The following is an 18,396-nucleotide window of genomic DNA, read 5'->3' as shown; positions in this document are numbered from 1 at the left end:
TCAGACGGGCCAGATCCCCGTCTGGAGCAACGACTCGATCGCCGCCGCGTACGGCGCGATGTCCAGGCCCTGCTCGGCGAGCCAGGCGTCCGAATAGTACTTGTCGAGGTACCGGTCCCCCGGGTCGCACAGCAGTGTCACCACGCTCCCCTGGCGCCCCTCGGCCACCATCTCGGCGACGATCTTCAGCGCGCTCCACAGCCCGGTGCCGGTGGAGCCGCCCGCCTTGCGTCCGATGGCCCGCTCCAGCGCCCGCACCGCGGCGACGCTGGCCGCGTCCGGCACCTTCATCATGCGGTCGACGGCCCCGGGGACGAAGCTCGGTTCCATACGGGGCCGGCCGATGCCCTCGATGCGTGAACCGCAGTCGCACGTGACGTCCGGATCGCCGGTGGTCCAGCCCTCGAAGAAACAGGAGTTCTCCGGATCCGCGACACAGATGCGGGTGTCGTGCTGCGTGTAGTGGACGTAGCGCGCGATGGTCGCCGAGGTGCCGCCGGTGCCGGCCGTGGCGACGATCCACGCGGGCTCCGGAAACCGTTCCAATTCCAGCTGCCGGAAGATGGATTCGGCGATGTTGTTGTTGCCACGCCAGTCCGTGGCACGTTCGGCGTAGGTGAACTGGTCCATGTAGTGGCCGCCGGTGTCGGCCGCGAGGGCGGCGGAGGCCTCGTACATCGTGCGCGGGTCGTCCACGAAGTGGCACTGCCCGCCATGGAACTCGATCAGGCGGCACTTCTCGGCGCTGGTCGTACGCGGCATGACCGCGATGAAGGGCACGCCGATCAGCTTCGCGAAGTAGGCCTCGGAGACGGCGGTGGAGCCGCTGGACGCCTCGATCACCGGGCGGCCCGGCCGGATCCATCCGTTGCACAGGCCGTAGAGGAAGAGGGAGCGGGCGAGCCGGTGCTTGAGGCTGCCTGTCGGGTGGGTCGACTCGTCCTTCAGATACAGGTCGATGCCCCACTTCTCCGGCAGCGGGAAGCGGAGCAGATGCGTGTCGGCCGAGCGGTTGGCGTCGGCCTGGACCCTGCGGACGGCCTCTTTCAGCCAGCCTCGGTAGGCGGCGTCGCTGTGGTCGACGTCGAGGGTCGCGCCGGTCCTGGTCTGCTGGGTGGTGCTCACGGCGGGGCTCCTTATGCTTCGCGCCGACGGCGGGCGCGCGGCCGACACACCGATCATAGACAGCTTCCGCACGCTTCTCACCTGCATAAACACGCCTTTGAGCGCCTCAAAGGCCGCCCTGGAGAAAGGGGCGCACCGGTGGGGGCGCATTCGCGCGAATGCTCCGGGCCGCGGCCGCCGGGGAGGCGTGCGTACTGGTGCTCGACCTCGTCGGCGGGCAGACTGCGCGACGGGACGAAGGTCCAGTACACCGACGCGCACAAGGGGGCGGGGTGGCATGGCGGAGCCGGAGTTCACGGCCACGGGCGTGCGGATCGGGAAACGGCTGCGCTCGCTCACCCGGGCCGGGCAGGTCCGGATCAGCGACGGCAGGCTGGAGTTGCTGACCAGCTACGGCAGGGAGATCGACAGCGCGCCGGTGCGGACGGTGCGTGCCTCCAGGCCGTGGTTCGCCGCCGAGGACCGGGCGCTGGCGGACGTCAACGGCACGTGGTACCTGCTCACCCTCGGCGATCACGACCCGGCACCGGGCGAGCCGGGCCCGCCCACGGCACGCCGGTTCATCGAGGCCGTACGCAAGGCAGCCGGGCGCGGCGGCTGACCGACCGCGAGTTGCGGGGTTTCAACCCCTGCGTCAGGCTGTTCTCACGTCACTCTGGGTTTACCGGCGATTACGCTGCGAACCAGCTCGCCGGCCACGACAGCAGGCGGCAGTGTCACGCAAGCATCCTGCTGGATCCGTACTCCGTGTTCTTCCGGACCTCTTCAGTCGGGGAGTCGCAGCCGTGATCAGTCACCCAAGCAGGCACTGCGCGGTGGAGCTCCAAGCCCTGCCGTCGCGGATCGGCCAGGTCCGCAGAATCGTATCGGCGCAGTTGCGCTACTGGCATCTGGATCCTCTGATCGACCGGGCCGCGCTCGGTGTGACGGAGCTGCTGACCAACGTCCACCGGCATGCCCAGCCGGACAAGACGTGCACCGTGGAGATCGAGCTGATGCTCGACCGGCTCATGGTCTCGGTACGCGACCACGACCCGCGTCTGCCGGTCGTGGAGAACGTGGAACTCGCAGCCGTCGCGTCCGTCGCGGACGGTGTGACGCACGCGAAGGACGGCTCCGACACGCTGGCCACCGGCGGCCGCGGGCTCGCGATGGTCGCGGCGGTCAGCGAGAGCTGGGGCGTGCGGCCGGACGGCGAGGCCGGCAAGGTCGTGTGGTTCACGCTGCCGACGCCCTCCGGGGCGGCCGCCGCGGCCACGCGGCCGCCGCGACGCACGGTCACGGACAAGCCGGTTCGCCGGTTCGCGGAGGTCGAGCACGCGGTCGACCTGCGCAGGCCCGAACGTGCTCCTGTTTGAATGGGTCGTTCGCCTTCGGGGGCGCGTCAGCCCAATGAGGTTGGCGGGCCCTTGACGTCGGGCCTGTCGGGCGGCAGCCGTCGGCCTTGACCCCCGGCCCGGGGCTCACTCGGTGGCGACGGCCACGCTCGACTGGATCCGCGAACGGATCGCCGGGATCGTCGAGGAGGGCAAGGAACAGGGCCAGTTCGCGCCCTCGCTGGACGGCGAGGAGATCGCCGCCACCGTCATCGCGACCCTCCAGGGCGGTTACGTCCTCGCCCGCGCGTCCGGTTCGCCCGCCGTCTTCGACAGCGGCGTCCGGGGGCTGCTCTCCCTGCTCGCACCGCGCGCCCACGAACCCGCCTGAGGAGGAACCCCATGCACGCCATGCAGTACGAGCTCACCCTGCCCGCCGACTATGACACGGACGTCATCCGCGCGCGCGTGGCCGGCATCGGGCACCTGCTCGACGACTGGGAGGGCCTCGCCCTCAAGGCGTATCTGCTGCGCGAGCGCGGGGTGCACGGCTCGCCGGTCAACCAGTACGCGCCGTTCTACCTGTGGAACACCATGGAGGGCATGAACTCCTTCCTCTGGGGAGGCGCCTTCCAGGGGCTCAGAGCGACGACTTCGGGCGTCCGTCGGTCCGGCAGTGGACGGGGCTGGCCCACGAGGGAGGCGGCGGCTCCTCCGCGCGAGTTGCGGTACGGCGGCGGCAACAGGTGCCGGACGGGGGCGAGTTGTCCGAGGTGATGGCGGACGCCGTGCGCGAGACCGAACGGCTGGCGGCACAGGACGGCGCGGTGCTCGCGGCGGCCGCCGTCGACAGCGGTCGCTGGGAGCCGGTCCACTTCTCGCTCTGGGAGAACGACACGCCCAAGGCCGACGGTGACATGTTCCAGATGCTGCACCTGCCCGCTCCTGGGCGGGACTTGCTGCTGCGGGGGCGCCAGTGGTGAGCACCGTGCGTACGGCAACAGGACGGCTCGACGGGCTGCGCGGCCCGCTCGGTCGACCGCGAGCCGGGGCTGCCGTATCCGGCGCGCAGGGTACGGCCGCGACCGGCGCTCGCCCTGGGCGAGGAGCTGGTGCGGCCGGTTCTGACGGAGCGACCCGGCAGGGCCTTCCCCGTCGACCCGCGGGAGCCGTGGCCCGATCGTGCTGATCTTTGACCCGGCGAACGCTTTCGGCCGTGGCGGGCGGACAGAGGATGGGAGATGACGGGCGACGGACCCCTGAACGAGGAGAGGACGAGGACATGGCGCTGGAGATGCGCGACCACTGTGAGCGCTGTGAGACGGCGGCGCTGCCGCCCGGCGCCCCGGCCCGTATCTGCTCGTACGAGTGCACTTTCTGCGTGCCGTGCAGCGAGGGGATGCGGAACGTCTGCCCGAACTGTGGCGGCGAGCTGGTCCCGAGGCCGAGACGCTCCTGAACGAAGCGGCTGCGGCAGTGCGCTCACGGGACGGTTCTGGCGACGTCCAGGCGTCCCACGTGTGTCACGTTCTCCCGGTCCTCGCCGTCCTCGCTCGCCTCGGCGGCGAACCAGGCGTCGAGGATCTCCCTCAGCAGCGGCTCGGACGTCAGCCGCAGGCTGAGGGCCAGCACATTGGCGTCGTTCCAGCGGCGGGCACCGTCCGCCGTGTACGCGTCCGTACACAGGGCCGCGCGGACACCCGGCACCTTGTTCGCGGCGATCGAGGCGCCCGTGCCGGTCCAACAGCACACGACCGCCTGGTCAGCCGTCCCGGCGGCGACCTCGCGGGCCGCCGCCTCCGAGCACACGGCCCACCGGGGGTCGTCGCCGGGGTTGAGCGCCCCGTGTGCCGCCACCTCGTGGCCGCGGCCACGCAGCTCGGCGACGAGGGAGCGGGCGACGGGCTCGTCCATGTCGGAGGAGACGGAGATCCGCATGCTCCGAGCCTACTCGGGGCGGCTCACACGGTGGTGTGCCGGCTGACGACGGGTTCCAGGTACGCCACGTGCGGACCGGCGAGGCCCGTCAGCTCGGCCGGGGAGCTGATCAGGGCGATCCGGTCGAACTCCGGGTCCCGGCCCAGTGCCTTCTCCGCGGCCGCCAGCGCCGCGAAGCGTTCACGCAGAACGGACGCAGGTCTGCTCGGCGCCAGGTAGTGGACTCCCACCTGCCCGTTCTCCGCGTGGGTGACCAGACAGCGGGTGAGTTCTTCGGGTGGCGTGTCGATGCCCGTCTCCTCGGCCAGCTCGACGGCGGCATGACGGCGCAGCGCGGCCTCGTCGAGCGGCCCGTGGCCGACGGGCGGTTCGACGGATCCGCCCGGCAGCTGCCAGCGGCCGGGGGCCGCGGTGGACGACGACATCCGACCCACCAGCACGCTTCCGTCGTCCGACGGCTGCACCACGCTCACGAAGAGGGAGCGGAGCGGGTTGGCGCCCGGCCCCCTGCGCAGGGCGAAGTACCGGTAGGTCGTCCGGGACCAGGAGACGAGCAGACCGCCCGCCCTCTCCCGTTCCAGCCCGGCACAGACCGCCACCGGCCCGTCGAAGAGGCTCGGGTTGGCCTCGACCGCCTCGTCCCACGCGCGGTTCGTCGCCGCGCGCTCCTCGGCCGACACCGGCGGCGCCGCCACCTCGACCAGGCGGAGCCGTTCGGCGTCGATCAGCTCGACGTCCCTGGCCCTCGACGGCGGTTCAGTCACCGGACAGCGCCCCCAGCGGATCGTCGAGCACCGGCTGCCAGGCCAACTCGGCCGCCCCCACCAGGCTGTTGTGGTCGAGGGTGCACGCCAGGATGGGTACGCCGCCGCTCTGCCCCCACAGGCTGCGGTCGGCGACGACCGCTCGCAGGCGGTCCGGATCGGCCTCCAGGAGGGTGCGGTGCAGCCCGCCGAGGATGATGCGGTCGGGGTTGAGGATGTTCACCAGGCCGGCGAGTCCGAGCCCGAGCCGGTCGATCAGGGTCTCGGCAGCCGTGCGGACGGCCAGGTCGTCGTAGTGGCTGCGGATCAGTTCGTTGGCCTGCTTCAACAGCGACATCTCGGGGCCCGGGTCACGTCCCGCCGTCGTCAGAAGCGCCAGCGGATCGGCCTCGACGTCCAGGCAGCCGCGGCTGCCGCAGTGACAGGGACGGCCCTCGGGGTTGACGGTGACATGGCCGACTTCGAGGGCCAGGCCCGAACTGCCCGTGTGCAGGCGCCCGTCAAGGACCAGCGCACCGCCCACACCCCGATGCCCGGTGGCCACGCACAGCAGGTCCCGGGCACCGCGGCCCGCGCCGTGCCGGTGCTCGGCGAGCGCGGCCAGGTTGACATCGTTTCCCGCGAACGCCGGTCCGGTGATCCCGGCCGCGCGCACGCACTCCGCGAAACTGTGCCGCACCGGGGCGCCCACCGGCCAGGCCAGGTGCAGCGGGTTCAGGGCCAGCCCGTCCGGCTCGGCGACCGCGGACGGCACGGCGAGCCCTGCGCCCACGCACCGCCGCCCGGTCGCACGCAGCAGATCGGCACCGGCCTCCACGACGGACCCGAGGACCTTCGCCGGGTCTTCGTCGACGGTCTCGCGGGCGGGTGCGGTGGCGACGATCCGGCCGCCCAGGCCGACCAGCGCCGCCCGGAACCCGTCGGCGTGCACCTGCGCGGCGAGGACGACCGGTCCGTCCTCGGCGACAGCGAGCCGGTGCGAGGGCCGGCCCTGCGAACCGGCGGCCGCGCCCGGCCGGGCGTCGACCCGGATCAGCCCGAGCGCCTCCAGTTCCGCGGCCACCGCGCCGGCCGTGGCCCGGGTCACCCCGAGTTCCGCCGTGAGCACGGCACGGGTCGGCGCGCGTCCCGTGTGCACGAGCTCCAACGCGGGTCCGAGCGCGCCTCGCCCCCGGTCCAACCGCGTCCTCGAGGTGGTCCCTTCCCCCGCCGGCCGGGGGTCCGCCTTGCCGCTCATGAGGGTGAGTCTCCCATGATCCGCGGGTGCCGTGTCGGCCGCCACCGTCCAGGTCCGTCGTCTCGGTGCATCTCATCCTGCCCGACCGTCCTGAGCTGCGGCTCGGCCAGGGGCCGGACCGGCCCTATAGCCTTGACGCACGATGAACGACCGTATGACAACACCGTGGGGCGAGCTCGCGCCGGCCCGCTTCCCCGAGGACCCGCGCGACCGGCTGCGTGCCTGGGACGCGTCCGACGAGTACCTGCTCAGGCACCTCGCCGAGGAGAAGGTCTCCCTGTCCGGCACGGTCGTGGTCGTCGGGGACCGCTGGGGCGCCCTCGTCACCGCGCTGGCGACGCACCGGCCCGTACAGATCACCGACTCGTTCCTCGCGCAGGAGGCGACCCGGGCGAACCTCGCGCGGGCCGGGGTCGAGGCCGGTGCCGTACGGCTCCTCACCACCCAGGACCCGCCGCCCGAGCGCGTCGACGTCCTGCTGGTGCGGGTGCCGAAGAGCCTGGCGCTCCTTGAGGACCAGCTGCTGCGGCTGGCGCCCGCGGTGCACGAGGACACGGTCGTCGTCGGCACCGGGATGGTGAAGGAGATCCACACCTCGACGCTCCGGCTGTTCGAGCGGATTCTCGGCCCGACCCGCACCTCGCTCGCCGAGAGGAAGGCCCGGCTCGTCTTCTGCACGCCGGACCCCGCTCTGGAGCGGGCCGCCAACCCGTGGCCGTACAGCTACACGCTTCCCGACGGCATCGGCCCGGTGTCGGGACGCACCGTCGTCAACCACGCGGGCGTCTTCTGCGCCGACCGGCTCGACGTCGGCACCCGGTTCTTCCTGCGGCACCTGCCGGCCGGCCGGGGCGCCCGGCGGGTCGCGGACCTGGGGTGCGGCAACGGGGTCGTCGGTACGGCGATGGCGCTGGCCGATCCCGGGGCGGAGGTGCTGTTCGTGGACGAGTCGTTCCAGGCCGTGGCCTCGGCGGAGGCGACGTACAAGGCGAACGGCGCGGCGGGGCACGCCGAGTTCCGGGTCGGGGACGGGCTGGCGGGGGTGCCGTCCGGCAGCGTCGATCTGGTGCTCAACAATCCGCCGTTCCACTCGCACCAGGCGACGACCGACACGACGGCGTGGCGGATGTTCAGCGGGGCGAAGCGGGTGCTGCGGCCCGGCGGCGAGCTGTGGGTGATCGGCAACCGCCACCTCGGTTACCACGTGAAGCTGCGAAGACTGTTCGGCAACAGCCGACTGGTCGCGAGCGACCCGAAGTTCGTTGTGCTGAAGGCCGTAAAGGAGTGATCAGGGCGCTGGTCGGCCGACGGTCCGGATGATCCGGGCCACCGCGCCCGCCATCGCCTCCCGCCCCACACTCAGGTACATGCGCGAGTCGACCGCCTCGGGGCGGGCGGCGAGGAACTCCCGGATCGCGCCGGTCATGGCGATGTTGAGGGCGGTGCCGATGTTCACCTTGGTGATGCCGCCCGCGACGGCCGCGACCAGTTCGTCGTCCGGCAGTCCGGACGAGCCGTGCAGGACGAGCGGCACGTTCACCGCCGCGGCCAGTCGCTTGAGAAGGTCGTGGTCGAGGGCGGCGGTACGCGTGGTCATGGCGTGGGTGCTGCCGACGGCGACGGCGATGGCGTCCACACCGGAGTCCGCGACGAAGGCGCGGGCCTCGGCCGGGTCGGTGCGGGCGCCGCAGGCGTGCGCGTCGAGCGGCGGCCGGCCGCGTTTGCCGCCCACCTGCCCCAACTCGCCCTCTGTCCACAGCCCTTGGGTATGGGCCCAGTCGACGGCGCGCCGGGTCGCGGCGAGGTTCTCCGCATACGGCAGGCGGGCCGCGTCGTACATCACGGAGCTGAACCCGGCGTCCGGCGCCTGCCGCAGCAGGTCGTCGCTCTGTACGTGGTCGAGGTGCAACGCGACGGGGACGGCGGCCCGTTCGGCCGCCGCGGCGGCTGCGCGGGCGAGCGGGAGCAGTCGTCCGTAGCGGAACCTGACCGCGTTCTCGCTGACTTGGAGCACGACGGGCGCGCCCTCGGATTCGGCACCGGCGATGACGGCCTCGACGTGTTCCAGGGTGATGATGTTGAAGGCGGCGACGGCGGAACGGGCCGTGGCGGCGCGGGTGACGAGTTCGCCGGTGGTCACGAGGGGCACTGCTGTCCTTTCGGGCAGGTCCTGGCGTGTCAGGGGGTGAGGATCACCGAGCGGGTGAGGTGGCGCGGCCGGTCCGGGTCGAGACCGCGGGCGGCGGCGACGGCGACGGCGAGGCGCTGGGCCCTTACCAGTTCGGCGAGCGGGTCGAGTCCGCCGGCCACCCACGCCCCGCCGGTGGCGCGCACCTGTTCGGCCAGGCCCTCCGGTGCCTCGCCGAGCATCCAGGTGGCGGTGCCCCGGGTGGTGACGCTGATGGGGCCGTGCCGGTACTCCATCGCAGGGTAGGCCTCGGCCCATGCGAGTGAGGCCTCGCGCATCTTCAGCGCCGCCTCGTCGGCCAGGCCCACGGTCCAGCCGCGGCCGAGGAAGGTGAACTGCGCGCAGTCGACGAGCCCTTGGGGCAGCTCGGCCGCGAGCCCGGCGCGGGCGTCGGCGACGACTGCATCGGAGTGCAGTCCCAGGTGGGCGCGGAGCAGGGTCAGCGCGGAGGTCGCGAACCGGGTCTGTACGACGGACCGTTCGTCGGCGAAGTCGAGCACGACGACATCGTCGGCGGCTGCCATGACGGGTGTCGCGGGGTCGGCCGTGATGGCGGTGGTCCGCGTGCGGCCCCTCAACCGTCCCAGCAGTTCGAGCACTTCGGTGGTGGTGCCGGAGCGGGTGAGGGCGACGACCCGGTCGTACGGGCGGCCTTGGGGGAACTCCGAGGCGGCGAAGGCGTCCGTCTCGCCCTGCCCGCAGCCCTCGCGCAGCGCGGCGGCGGACCGGGCCATGAAGTACGAGGTGCCGCAGCCGACGATCGCGACCCGCTCCCCCGGGGAGGGCAGCGCCCCGGCGTGCCCGGGCGCCTTCGACGCGGCCCGTATCCAGCAGTCGGGCTGACTGGTCAGCTCGTCCTCGACATGGGTCATGCCGCACCCCTCCCATCGATGCTCTTTCTTGCAAGATATAGCGTTCTTTCAAGCACAATCAAGCATTCACTGCGGACTGCGTGCGCTAAGGTCGCCGGGAGATCGAGGAACGGAGGGCGCGGATGTCGCGCGACGCCCGCTGGAAGCTGCTGCTGGAGCTGCTCGTCGAGCGGGGCCGGCTGGACGTCGAGGAGGCGGCCGGCGAGCTGGAGGTCTCGGCCGCGACGATCCGGCGCGACTTCGACCAGCTCGCCGAGCAGCAGATGCTCGTGCGCACCCGGGGCGGCGCCGTCGTGCACGGCGTGTCCTACGAACTGCCGCTGCGCTACAAGACGGCCCGCCACGCCTCCGAGAAGCAGCGCATCGCGAAGGCGGTCGCCGACCTGATCGCACCAGGAGAAGCAGTGGGTCTGACCGGCGGCACGACCACGACCGAGGTGGCGCGGGCGCTGGCCGTGCGAGGCGACCTGGCATCCGGCTCGCCCGCGCTGACCGTCGTCACCAACGCGCTCAACATCGCCAACGAGCTGGCCGTCCGCCCCCAGTTCAAGATCGTGGTGACCGGCGGGGTCGCCCGCCCGCAGTCGTACGAGCTCATCGGGCCGCTCGCGGACGGTGTGCTCGGCCAGATCACCCTCGACACCGCGGTGCTCGGCGTCGTCGCCTTCGACGTCACCCACGGCGCCGCTGCGCACGACGAGGCGGAGGCCGCGATCAACCGGCTGCTGTGCGAGCGCGCCGAGCGCGTGGTGGTCGCCGCCGACTCCAGCAAGCTGGGGCAGCGGGCGTTCGCCCGGATCTGCGCGGCCGAGACGGTGAACACACTGGTCACGGACACGGCGGCGGCACCGGTCACGGTCCGGCGCTTCGAAGAGGCGGGGATCGGCGTCGTCACGGTCTGAGCCCGCTCCCGCGTCCGATTCCGCCTAGGACCTGTCCGGGCTATCACGGCGGAGGAAGGCGGCGGGGCCCTGTCGGTTCCGGTGAGCGGGGTGTGGTGCGTGCAGCTGCCAGGCGGAGGAGGGCGTCGACGTGGAGCGTCGGCAACCGACGACAACGCGGCAGATGTGCGTGCCACACCCCGCGTCTCCGCCGTGATCGGCCGACAGGTCCTAGTGCCGCGTCAGCCAAGGTTTGCCCGTCAAGGAGCGGCGTCCGGTGCGTGCTCTCGGCGTGCCGGCCGGAAGTCCTCGTACTGGACGTACGTGGGCTTTCGGCCGGTGCGGCGAGAGGGCGTGCCGGGCGTCGCGACGGGGCGAACCTTGGCTGACGCGGCACTAGGCTGAGATCGGGGATCGGGGTGCGTGTCGGGCCAGGGAGGCTGCGATGAACGGGACACCGAGGGAACACGCGGGCTATCTGCCGATCGCCGAGCACGGGCTGATCGGCGATCTGCGCAGCGTGGCCCTGGTCGGGACCGACGGCACGATCGACTGGTACTGCTGCGGGGCCTTCGACGCTCCGAGCGTGTTCGCCTCGATCCTGGACGCGGAGCGCGGCGGCTGCTTCGAGCTCGCGGCGACCGTCCCGGCGAAGACCAAGCAGTTCTACTTCCCCGACACCAACGTCCTGATCACCCGCTTCTTCACCGAGGACGGCGTCGGCGAGGTGCAGGACTTCATGCCGGTCGACGGCGAGTCTGCCGAGACCGAACGCCACCGGCTGATCCGGCGTGTGGTGTGCGTGCGGGGCTCCATCCCGTTCCGCGCACGCGTGGCGCCGCGGTTCGACTACGGCGCCCGGCCGCACACGCTCCGCCTGGCCGGCGACGTCGCGGTCTTCGAGTCCGCCGGGCTGTCGCTCGCGCTGACCGCCACCGTCCCGCTGGAGACCGACGGCCCGGACGCGCGGGCCGACTTCAAGCTCTCCGAGGGCGAGTCCACCGTTTTCGCGCTGGACCAGGTCGGAGACGACGTTGCGCCGCGCGGGTGCGCGAGGACCGAGGCCCAGGAGCAGTTCGCCACCACAGTGGCCTACTGGCGGCGCTGGCTTTCCGCCTCGAAGTACCGCGGCCGCTGGCGGGAGATGGTGCACCGCTCCGCGCTGACGCTGAAGCTGCTCACCTACGCGCCCAGCGGCGCGATCGTGGCCGCGCCGACGACGAGCCTGCCCGAGCAGCTCGGCGGCGAGCGCAACTGGGACTACCGCTACGTGTGGGTGCGCGACGCCGCCTTCTGCGTCTACGCGCTGCTGCGGCTGGGCTTCACCGGTGAGGCCGAGGCGTTCATGGACTTCGTGACCCGGCACATCAGTCCGGGCGACGGCAAGCCCTCCGGCCCGCTGCAGATCATGTACGGCATCGACGGGCGCACCGACCTGCCCGAGCGCGACCTCGCCCATCTGGAGGGCCACCAGGGCTCCGCGCCGGTCCGCGTCGGCAACGCCGCCGCCGACCAGCTCCAACTGGACATCTACGGCGCGCTCATCGACTCCATCTACCTGTACGACAAGTGGGCCAAGCCCATCTCCAGCGACCAGTGGGACGACGTCTGCGCACTGGTGGACTGGGTGTGCGAGCACTGGGACCAGCCCGACGAGGGCATCTGGGAGACCCGGGGCGGCCGCAAGAAGTTCCTGTACTCGCGCCTGATGTGCTGGGTGGCGATCGAGCGCGCCATCCGGATGGCCAACCGGCGCGGCCTGCCCGCCGACCTGCCCCGCTGGCGGCAGTGCCGCGACACCATCTACCGGCGGATCATGCGCCGCGGCTGGTCCGAGTCCCGCCGGGCCTTCGTCCAGCACGAGGACGACGACGTACTGGACGCGGCCGTCCTGATGATGCCGCTGACGAAGTTCATCGCACCCACCGACCCCAAGTGGCTGTCCACGCTCGACGCGCTCACCCAGGACCTGGTGTCCGACTCACTGGTCTACCGCTACGACCCGCTCGCCAGCACCGACGGTCTGCGCGGCGACGAGGGCACCTTCTCCATCTGCTCGTTCTGGTACGTCGAGGCCATGGTCCACGCCGGCCGGGTCGACGAGGCCCGGCTGGCCTTCGAGAAGATGCTCACCTACGCCAACCATCTGGGCCTGTACGCCGAGGAGATCAGCCACACCGGTCAGCAACAGGGCAACTTCCCCCAGGCGTTCACCCACCTGGCCCTGATCAGCGCGGCCTTCAACCTGGACCGTGCCCTCGGCTGACCGACGCTGTACCCAGCAGACCGGTCAGCAGCGCATCGGTCGCGGGGTGCAGCAGCCGGATGCCGTCGGGTGCCGGTTCCAGGCCGGCGACGAGGGCGAGGCAGATGTCCGCGGCCTCGGCCGGCTCGATCGCGGCGGGCGGGCCGGCCTCGCTGAACAGGCCGGTGAGCAGGCGCCGGAGGTCTTCGGTGAAGGCGCCGCAGATCCCGCCGAACAACCGGGCTTTGCCGTCGAGGAGTTCCGCGGTGTGTGGCGAGTCCCCGGACAGCCGGTGGGCCAGGTCGAGCTTGGCGGCCAGGACGCCGCGGACGCGGTGGGCGCGGGGGACGTCCTCGGCCGTGGCCGCCTCCCGGGCCCGCGCCAGCGCCCTGGTGTGCAGGCGGGCGGCGAGCACGGAAGGCGTCGTCCTTGTTGCGTACGTAGTGGTAGACCGCCGACCGTGACACGCCCATGGCGGAGGCGATGTCGTCCATCGTGGTGCGCCGTACGCCGTACCGGGTCAGGCAGTCGTAGGCGGCGTCCAGGACTTCGTCGAGCCGGTCGGCGCCCACGGCTCAGCCCAGCTTCTTCAGCAGCTCGGCGGCGAGCGGGCCGGAGGAGGACGGGTTCTGTCCGGTGACGAGGTTGCGGTCGACGACGATGTTGGGCGCCCACGGCTCACCGGCCTGGACCTCGACGCCCGCCTCTGTCAGCCTGTCCTGCAGCAGCCACTTGGCCTTGTCGGCGAGGCCGGCCTGGGTCTCCTCGGCGTTGGTGAACGCGGCCACCCGGTAGCCGGCGAACGCGTTGGTGCCGTCGGCCCTGGTCGCGGCGAGCAGCGCGGCCGGGCCGTGGCAGACCACACCGAGCGGCCTGCCGCTCTCCAGCACGCGGGTGAGCAGCCGGCCGGAGTCGGCGTCGACCGCCAGGTCCTCCATCGGGCCGTGGCCGCCGGGGTAGAACACCGCGGCGTAGTCGTCCGGGTTCACGTCCTCCAGCCGGATGGGGCGCTGCAGTTCGGCCATCGCGGCGAGTACCCCCGCGATCCGGTCGGCGTTCTCCCGCCCGCCGTTGGCCTCGGCCGCGAGGCTGCCCTTGTCGACGGTCGGCACGACGCCGCCCGGGGTGGCCACGACGATCTCGTGGCCCGCGGCGCGGAAGGCCTCGTACGGGGCGACGGCCTCCTCGGCCCAGAAGCCGCTGGGGTGCCGGGTGCCGTCGGCCAGGGTCCAGTGGTCGACGCCGGTCAGAACGAAAAGGATCTTCGACATGGTGTCTCTTTCGAGGGTGGCTGTCCTGGGGCGCGCTCTGACAGTCCGGACACAGATCGTCAGAGCGGCGATGTCCCCGACCGTAAGCCCGCCCTGCCATTGGAATCCAATAGGCTTTCGCATATGAGAGATAGGGATGCCAATGCCTTGGAGGAAGGGGTCCAGGGAGCGGGCGGGGCAGGACTGGACCTGAACCTGCTGCGCACGTTCCTGGCCGTGTACCGCACCGGCTCCTTCACGGCCGCAGCCCGGGTGCTCGGCCTGTCCCAGCCCACGGTCACGACGCAGATCCGGGCCCTGGAGCGGCAGCTGGCCCGGGAGCTGTTCCAGCGTCTGGCGCGCGGTGTCGCCCCCGCGCCCTACGCGGACGAGCTCGCCGCGCGCATCGTCCAGCCGCTGGACTCGCTCGCCACGATCACCGGACCGGGCGGGCCCGCCGACGACCACCCGGCCGAGCCGGTGCACCTGGCCGGCCCCGCCGAGCTCCTGACCCACAGCTTCCTGCCCGGCATCGCGCCCCTGGTGGACAGAGGGGTACGGCTGCGTGTCACCCCCGGCCTGACCGAACCCCTCCTGGACGATCTGCGCGCGGGCCGCCACGACCTGGTGATCGCGACCTTCCGGCCGCGCGGCCGCACCCTGGCCTCCATGCCCCTGACGGACGAGGAGTTCGTGCTGGTCACGGGCCCCGCCTGGGCGGAACGGACCGGAGGACCGGCGCGGATCGCGGCCGACGGACCCGCCGCGCTGCACGGCGTCCCGCTGGTCGCCTACGCCGAGGACCTGCCCATCGTCCGCCGCTACTGGCGTCATGTGTTCGGCAAACGGCTGGTCTGCCATCCCGCGGTCACCATGCCCGACCTGAACGCGGTCAAGGCCGCGGTGGTGGGAGGCACCGGCTTCACGGTGCTCCCCCGTTATCTGTGCACCGGCGAACTGGCCTCGGGCGAGCTGGTCCTCCTGCACGAGCCGGACGACCCGCCCATCAACACCGCCTTCCTGGTCCAGCGCCCCGGCTCCTCCGCCAACCCGCACGTGGCCCTGGTCCGCGACCACCTGCTCGGGGCGGCCCGCGACCGGTGACCGCCCGGAGCCCGCCGCCCGAAACGCCGGTCACGTCTGGCGGACATCCGTCTCGCAGGCGGCGTGCCCCGCGTGCGCTCCGACTTCGTCAACGGCATCAAGAGGCTGCCGGTGGAGGTGACCCTCGCCTGACGGGCCGGCGGCAGGTACGCCCATGGCCCGGCATCACTCACCGGTGGGCGGCCTCGTCTGGCGTGAGTCGCCCGCCGTGAGATGTTCCAGAACCTCGACCAGCTCCTGGCACGCCAGTTCAACCGAGCGTCTGGTGTTGCGCTGTTCAATGATCACGGCGGAGAGCAGCAGGGCGGTCAGGGCCATCGCCCCGTTGAACGCCTGGAGCTTGATCATCACCTCAACACGGTTCAGCCGCTCGAACGGCCCGACCCCGTCCGTCGCCGCCACGGTGGCCGTGACGGAGGCGAAGAGCGCGCACAGCATGCTGCCCACCAGCTGGAAACGCAGAGCAGCCCAGATCAGCAGCGGGTAGACGAGGAACAGCAGGCTGACGGTGCTGTACGCGGCCAGCGGTACGACGGCGCAGGCGGTGACGAGCAGCGCGGCGGCCTCCTTCCACCTGGTCAGGGACGGGGGCCGGCGCGCTCTGTGCAACAGGAGCAGGACGGGGGTGACGATCAGGACCCCCATCACGTCGCCCACCCACCATGCCAGCCAGACGGGCCAGAAGCTGTCCGCGGCGAGCTTGTCCGTGAGGACGAGCAGCCCGACACCGACGGTCGCGCTGATCAGCATGCTGGACAAGGCACCCAGGAACACCAGAGCGAGTCCGTCGCGCAAACGGCTGAGGTCGGTACGGAAGCCCACCCTTCGCAGCATGAGATACGCGCACACGGGAGCCGCGGTATTGCCCGCGAGGGTGCCGATCACGGAAGGCTGCAGGGAGGTGAGGGACATGATGACCAGGAGGACGCCGAGGGCGATACCGGGCCAGACGCGCAACCCGAAGATCAGCAGGCCGGCCAGCGCGACGCCGGTGGGCGGCCAAATGGGCGTGAACACGGCACCCTCGACCACGAGCTGCCTCAGCAGTCCCAGCCGCCCTGCCGCGTAGTAGCCGGCAGCGACGGCCAGCGTCTGGAGGGCGTAGACGACCGGCCGGGGCAGCTCCTGGATACCCACCACACCCATCAGACACCGACGCCGCCGTGTCGGCGAGGCGAGGAGCGCGGTGTCCGATTTCTACGGCTGAACGTCGGGCCCGTCGTAGCCGACGACCAGAACGGCCGCGTCGTCCTCGTGCCCCACGCGCTCCGCGCCCTTGATCACGGCGGCGGCGAGCGAGCCCGCTCCCATGCCCGCGACGGCGGCTATGCCCGCGAGCCGCACCACCTGGTCGAGCCCCTCGTCCAGATTCAGCAAGGGCCCCTCCACCACGCCGTCTGTGAGCAGGACGAATACTCCGCCCGTGCTGAGCCGGTAGCGGGTCACCGGGTAGTCCAGGCCCGGCTGGATACCGAGAGGCGGTCCGACCTCGTCCTCGGCGATGCCGGACTTCCCGTCCGCCGTGGCCCAGACGCAGGGGATGTGCCCGGCCCGTGCGCTCTCCAGCACTCCGGTGGACGGGTCGAGCCTCATGAAGGTGCAGGTGGCGAACAGGTCGGTGCCGAGTGACAGGAGGAGTTCGTTCGTCCGGGCAAGGAGTTCGCCCGGCTCGCTCGTGACGGAGGCCAGCGCGCGCAGTCCGACCCGGACCTGCCCCATGAACGCGGCCGCCTCGATGTTGTGGCCCTGGACGTCACCGATGGACAGCCCGATGCGGCCGTCCGGCATCGTGAAGGCGTCGTACCAGTCGCCGCCCACGTTGAGGCCGTAGCAGGCAGGCGCGTACTGGAAGGCCAGATGGAATCCGGGGGCTGCAGGCATGTCGGTGGGGAGCATGCCCCGCTGCAGGGCGATGGCGAGCTCGACCTGGGAACGCTGCAGCTCCGCGCGCTCCCGCGCCTGGGCGGTCAGTGATCCCAGTCTGGCCAGCAGCTCGTCGCCGTCGTCCGTTCGACGCATGCGGGACATCAACCACTCCGAGAGGGGACAAATTCCCTTCAGTATAAAAGCCCATTTTGGGCTGATATGGGTGATGTGAGAGACGGCCGGGCCTCGCCGCTCGGCTGCTGCATATGGGTGGACCCGCCGCGCGGGCGGAACCGGGATCCGGCACCGCCGAGTCCCCTCACACAACCCATCCGAGAGGAGTTTGTCCATGACCCACTCCACCACCATGTCCGACCCTCGCCCGGCCTGGGCGCACGACGACTTCCTGCTGCCGCCGCCGAACCCCGCCCAGCGCCTGAACCTCACCCTCGACCCACGTGACGTGCACCGCCTGGAACTCCACGCCGCGCTGACCACCGCCGGCATCGCCCCCATGCCCGGCGACCGTGAAGCCATCGAACGCCTCAGCGAACTCCCCGACGCCGTCCACGCCACCCTGCACCGGTGGCTCACCCACACCACCGTCTGACGGACCGGGACCGGCGTGCGGTGCGATCCGCGCGGTCAGTTCAGGTCCGTATGGGTGACACGGATCTTGGACTGGCCGTGCGGAAGCTTCTCCCAGTCGTCCATGAAGCGGGCCCGCAGGCCGTGCTTCCCGGCCAGTGCCACGAGGGTTTCGGTGCGGTAGTAGAAGTCCTCCCGGAGCACGTGGTGTTCCTCGCCCTCGGTGCGGTCGAAGGTGAAGTCGAACCAGCCGCCCGGTGCGAGCACCCGGCCGACATGGGCCAGGCACTCCTCGATGACCGGGAGCGGCGAGTGGGAGAAGACGCTGTGCGCGTGGACCACGTCGAAGTGGGCGTCGGGCAGGAACCGCAGCCTCAGGTCGCGGACCGGGGTCAGCGTGGGAAGCCGCTTCTGCAGGCCCATCTCCACGATGGTGTCCTGCGCGGCGATGAGGATGTCGGGTGAGATGTCGATGCCGTAGTAGTGGCCGGGGTCCAGATGCCGGATGAACCGCCAGCCCGCCCGCAGGTTGCCGCACCCTATCTCCAGCATGCGGTGGTCGGGGCGCAGACCGTGGCCGAGCAGGTAGTCGAACTGCATCGCGCCCAGCGCCAGCCACCGGTCCCGGCTGTGGCTGCCTACGGCCGCGTCCGGGTCGGCCCGGGTGTCGGAGCGCATCACGGCGCGGTAGTAGGAGATGTGGTCCGTGTGGCGACGGCGCAGCCACATGTCCCGGGCGGCGCGGACCAGATGGCGGGGCACCCGGTCGGGGTGGCGCAGGGCATAGCCGACGCGGTGACCGAGGGCGGCGCGGTCGGCAGCGAGGTTTTTGGCGGGCATATGGATCCCTGCCTTCCCGATGGGCGTTCCCCGCGCGGTGCGGGTCCTGACAGCAGCCTCGGTGCACCAGCGATGCCACCGGCTCGGCCAACGGACTCCGGCGCAAAGCCGGTTCCGGCGATCCCCGGATCAACGCGCTCAGGGCGGAGCGCGCACCGGGGTGGGCGGTGGTGTCCGCGGTC

At 71.7% G+C, this 18,396-nt stretch carries 19 protein-coding genes and 2 pseudogenes; 10 read left to right on the top strand and 11 right to left on the bottom strand.

The window, feature by feature from the left end; translation table 11 throughout:
- The gene (cds1, locus tag ACZ562_RS31025; RefSeq protein WP_471185866.1) at positions 1–1,125 is read right to left on the bottom strand and encodes an L-cysteine desulfhydrase Cds1; all 1,125 of its coding nucleotides are present in this window, start codon (positions 1,123–1,125) and stop codon (positions 1–3) included.
- A 277-nt stretch (positions 1,126–1,402) separates the two neighbouring features.
- On the opposite strand from cds1, the gene ACZ562_RS31020 reads away from it, so the two are divergent.
- The 5 genes and pseudogenes from ACZ562_RS31020 (at position 1,403) to ACZ562_RS31000 (ending at position 3,900) form a co-directional block, all read left to right on the top strand.
- On the top strand, positions 1,403–1,726 hold the full coding sequence (locus tag ACZ562_RS31020) for a hypothetical protein (RefSeq protein WP_471185863.1): 324 nt from the start codon (positions 1,403–1,405) through the stop codon (positions 1,724–1,726).
- Positions 1,727–1,910: 184 nt separating this feature from the next.
- Positions 1,911–2,483 carry an ATP-binding protein gene (locus ACZ562_RS31015; RefSeq protein WP_471185861.1) on the top strand — a complete coding sequence of 191 codons (573 nt, stop codon included), beginning with the start codon at positions 1,911–1,913 and terminating at the stop codon, positions 2,481–2,483.
- A gap of 82 nt (positions 2,484–2,565) precedes the next feature.
- Positions 2,566–2,832, top strand: a pseudogene (locus ACZ562_RS31010) (TetR family transcriptional regulator C-terminal domain-containing protein); the annotation flags it as partial.
- 11 nt (positions 2,833–2,843) lie between these two features.
- A pseudogene (locus ACZ562_RS31005) lies at positions 2,844–3,424 on the top strand (DUF4865 family protein).
- 299 nt (positions 3,425–3,723) lie between these two features.
- Positions 3,724–3,900 carry a DUF1272 domain-containing protein gene (locus ACZ562_RS31000; RefSeq protein ID WP_471185858.1) on the top strand — a complete coding sequence of 59 codons (177 nt, stop codon included), beginning with the start codon at positions 3,724–3,726 and terminating at the stop codon, positions 3,898–3,900.
- A 23-nt stretch (positions 3,901–3,923) separates the two neighbouring features.
- Here the strand turns inward: ACZ562_RS31000 and ACZ562_RS30995 are convergent, their stop codons facing one another.
- From ACZ562_RS30995 to ACZ562_RS30985, 3 genes are read right to left on the bottom strand one after another with little or no spacing between them, the layout of a single operon-like run.
- Positions 3,924–4,379 (bottom strand): RpiB/LacA/LacB family sugar-phosphate isomerase, encoded by a 456-nt coding sequence (locus ACZ562_RS30995; RefSeq protein ID WP_471185856.1) that lies wholly within the window; start codon positions 4,377–4,379, stop codon positions 3,924–3,926.
- 23 nt (positions 4,380–4,402) lie between these two features.
- Complete coding sequence (locus ACZ562_RS30990; RefSeq protein ID WP_471185854.1) at positions 4,403–5,143, bottom strand: NUDIX domain-containing protein; 741 nt, start codon at positions 5,141–5,143, stop codon at positions 4,403–4,405.
- Positions 5,136–6,380, bottom strand: coding sequence for an ROK family protein (locus tag ACZ562_RS30985; RefSeq protein WP_471185851.1), 1,245 nt, complete (start codon positions 6,378–6,380; stop codon positions 5,136–5,138). Before ACZ562_RS30985 ends, ACZ562_RS30990 begins: the two co-directional genes overlap by 8 nt.
- Positions 6,381–6,534: 154 nt before the next feature.
- Between ACZ562_RS30985 and ACZ562_RS30980 the strand changes: the two genes are divergently transcribed.
- Complete coding sequence (locus tag ACZ562_RS30980) at positions 6,535–7,668, top strand: methyltransferase (RefSeq protein WP_471185849.1); 1,134 nt, start codon at positions 6,535–6,537, stop codon at positions 7,666–7,668.
- On the opposite strand, the gene ACZ562_RS30975 is transcribed toward ACZ562_RS30980, so the two are convergent.
- Positions 7,669–8,529, bottom strand: coding sequence for a class II fructose-bisphosphate aldolase (locus tag ACZ562_RS30975; protein WP_471185848.1), 861 nt, complete (start codon positions 8,527–8,529; stop codon positions 7,669–7,671).
- Between the two features lie 29 nt (positions 8,530–8,558).
- Positions 8,559–9,440 (bottom strand): SIS domain-containing protein, encoded by an 882-nt coding sequence (locus ACZ562_RS30970; protein WP_471185846.1) that lies wholly within the window; start codon positions 9,438–9,440, stop codon positions 8,559–8,561.
- Positions 9,441–9,562: 122 nt separating this feature from the next.
- On the opposite strand from ACZ562_RS30970, the gene ACZ562_RS30965 reads away from it, so the two are divergent.
- Together ACZ562_RS30965 and ACZ562_RS30960 are read left to right on the top strand one after the other, a co-directional pair.
- Positions 9,563–10,342 (top strand): DeoR/GlpR family DNA-binding transcription regulator, encoded by a 780-nt coding sequence (locus ACZ562_RS30965; RefSeq protein WP_471185843.1) that lies wholly within the window; start codon positions 9,563–9,565, stop codon positions 10,340–10,342.
- Between the two features lie 424 nt (positions 10,343–10,766).
- Complete coding sequence (locus ACZ562_RS30960) at positions 10,767–12,587, top strand: glycoside hydrolase family 15 protein (RefSeq protein WP_471185841.1); 1,821 nt, start codon at positions 10,767–10,769, stop codon at positions 12,585–12,587.
- Here the strand turns inward: ACZ562_RS30960 and ACZ562_RS30955 are convergent.
- Together ACZ562_RS30955 and ACZ562_RS30950 are read right to left on the bottom strand one after the other, a co-directional pair.
- Entirely contained in the window at positions 12,562–12,981 is a 420-nt protein-coding gene (locus ACZ562_RS30955; protein ID WP_471185950.1) for a hypothetical protein, read from the bottom strand. The two genes, ACZ562_RS30960 and ACZ562_RS30955, sit on opposite strands and share 26 nt — an antisense overlap.
- A gap of 160 nt (positions 12,982–13,141) precedes the next feature.
- Positions 13,142–13,837, bottom strand: coding sequence for a type 1 glutamine amidotransferase domain-containing protein (locus tag ACZ562_RS30950; protein WP_471185838.1), 696 nt, complete (start codon positions 13,835–13,837; stop codon positions 13,142–13,144).
- Positions 13,838–13,960: 123 nt separating this feature from the next.
- On the opposite strand from ACZ562_RS30950, the gene ACZ562_RS30945 reads away from it, so the two are divergent.
- Positions 13,961–14,920, top strand: coding sequence for a LysR family transcriptional regulator (locus tag ACZ562_RS30945; protein WP_471185836.1), 960 nt, complete (start codon positions 13,961–13,963; stop codon positions 14,918–14,920).
- Positions 14,921–15,085: 165 nt separating this feature from the next.
- Here ACZ562_RS30945 and ACZ562_RS30940 read toward each other — a convergent pair whose 3' ends face one another.
- Together ACZ562_RS30940 and ACZ562_RS30935 are read right to left on the bottom strand one after the other, a co-directional pair.
- Complete coding sequence (locus ACZ562_RS30940; RefSeq protein ID WP_471185833.1) at positions 15,086–16,066, bottom strand: MASE1 domain-containing protein; 981 nt, start codon at positions 16,064–16,066, stop codon at positions 15,086–15,088.
- Between the two features lie 51 nt (positions 16,067–16,117).
- Complete coding sequence (locus ACZ562_RS30935) at positions 16,118–16,948, bottom strand: PP2C family protein-serine/threonine phosphatase (protein ID WP_471185830.1); 831 nt, start codon at positions 16,946–16,948, stop codon at positions 16,118–16,120.
- 187 nt (positions 16,949–17,135) lie between these two features.
- On the opposite strand from ACZ562_RS30935, the gene ACZ562_RS30930 reads away from it, so the two are divergent.
- Entirely contained in the window at positions 17,136–17,396 is a 261-nt protein-coding gene (locus ACZ562_RS30930) for a hypothetical protein (protein ID WP_471185829.1), read from the top strand.
- Between the two features lie 35 nt (positions 17,397–17,431).
- Here the strand turns inward: ACZ562_RS30930 and ACZ562_RS30925 are convergent, their stop codons facing one another.
- The gene (locus tag ACZ562_RS30925) at positions 17,432–18,214 is read right to left on the bottom strand and encodes a class I SAM-dependent methyltransferase (protein ID WP_471185826.1); all 783 of its coding nucleotides are present in this window, start codon (positions 18,212–18,214) and stop codon (positions 17,432–17,434) included.
- Positions 18,215–18,396: the final 182 nt, after the last annotated feature.

The sequence above is a fragment of the Streptomyces sp. NPDC040410 genome, assembly GCF_055595715.1.
The sequence above is the reverse complement of the archived record's forward strand: the minus strand, read 5'-3'. Positions and strand labels throughout refer to the sequence as shown.